Raw genomic sequence first — 594 nt, forward strand, 5'->3', positions numbered from 1 at the left:
CGCCACCACGGCCCTGTTTGCCGAAGGGCCCACCGCCATTCGCAACATCTACAACTGGCGGGTGAAGGAGACGGATCGCCTGCACGCCATGGCGACCGAGCTGCGCAAGCTGGGTGTCGAGGTGGAGGAGGGGCACGACTTCATCCAGGTGACGCCGCCAGCCCGCTTGCACCATGCCGAGATCGACACCTACAACGATCACCGTATCGCCATGTGTTTCTCCCTGGTGGCGCTGTCGGATACCCCGGTGACCATCAATGATCCGGGTTGCACCTCCAAGACCTTCCCCGATTATTTCGACAAGCTGGCCAGCATCAGCCAGGATGCCTGAGTCATCCGCTGATTGCGCAGTCTGATCACGACCCGTCGAGGCCCGCACCCTGCGGGCCTTCTTGATCTCGCCCCTCCCTAGCAGCATTCCTGTAACATGCAATCATTGGCCTAAAAATATTTTATCAGGGTATGTAATTTTCTATTTACACTCCCGGGCCCCTCGGGCTAGATTGGTGCAAGCAATGTGTCTAGCCAAGCAGGAAGCCGAAGTATGCAGCATCAAACCGATGACGTTCGTATCAGTGAAATCAAAGAGTTATT

The 594-nt window shown here is 56.6% G+C and carries 1 pseudogene; it reads left to right on the forward strand.

Annotation, left to right across the window (positions count from 1 at the left end):
* Window positions 1-331 (forward strand): annotated as a pseudogene (locus tag BN1119_RS00305) (3-phosphoshikimate 1-carboxyvinyltransferase); the annotation flags it as partial.
* Window positions 332-594: the final 263 nt, after the last annotated feature.

This window comes from Aeromonas bivalvium (genome assembly GCF_000819765.1).
GTDB classification, from domain to species: Bacteria; Pseudomonadota; Gammaproteobacteria; order Enterobacterales; family Aeromonadaceae; genus Aeromonas; species Aeromonas bivalvium.